The sequence below is a fragment of the Robertmurraya beringensis genome, from assembly GCF_042433785.1.
GTDB lineage: Bacteria > Bacillota > Bacilli > Bacillales > Cytobacillaceae > Robertmurraya_A > Robertmurraya_A beringensis.
This window is the reverse complement of the sequence record NZ_JBHLUU010000038.1, coordinates 1-572: the sequence shown is the minus strand read 5'-3', so window position 1 is coordinate 572 and position 572 is coordinate 1. Positions and strand designations below refer to the sequence as shown.

Below are 572 nucleotides of genomic sequence, written 5' to 3'. Positions count from 1 at the left end.
TAAGATAAAAAAAGAATCGCTCCAAAATCATGAGGGGTAAGTTGGGCTAGAGCTGATTTCCCTAAAATTTTTACTGCTACAATAAACACAATATAGATAAAAATAACTTTAACTAAAAAAATAGACACTTCTAACACCTCGTAAAAAAATTCACCTTAGTCCGAAATTGGACTAAGGTTTTTAAACTTATTTCAATTAAAAATGGTATCTTTTTTTCGTCATGTATGAATCTAAGCTAAATCCTTATCCTTTTAAAATAGGGGTCACTTTATCAATGGCTTCTTGTAATTTTTCACTGTTTAACCTATACATTTGTTTGGCGTCTTTTGATTCCGTTCCAAGAGCAAATAGGTCTAAGTCTGCTTGACATTTTTTCAAGGTTGAAAGAATTAAGGGTCTTTCTTGAGGGGGTGCGACTTGTAATTTATCGTCAAACAGATCAATCGTTAACTCTCCGTAAGAATTAACCTGTCCCAGAAATACATTTTCAATCGTTACCCCTAGTTTTTCTAATTCAGTATGTAGCCAAGCCCGACTTCGTCCAATCGTGGCTAGTGGTTCATCCATTATTG

At 33.9% G+C, this 572-nt stretch carries 1 protein-coding gene; it reads right to left on the bottom strand.

Translation table 11 applies throughout. The features are described from left to right. Positions 1 to 243: 243 nt before the first annotated feature. Positions 244 to 572, bottom strand: a 329-nt coding sequence (locus ACFFHF_RS11755) for a DUF1657 domain-containing protein (protein ID WP_377058214.1), incomplete at its 5' end; no start/stop codon positions are given.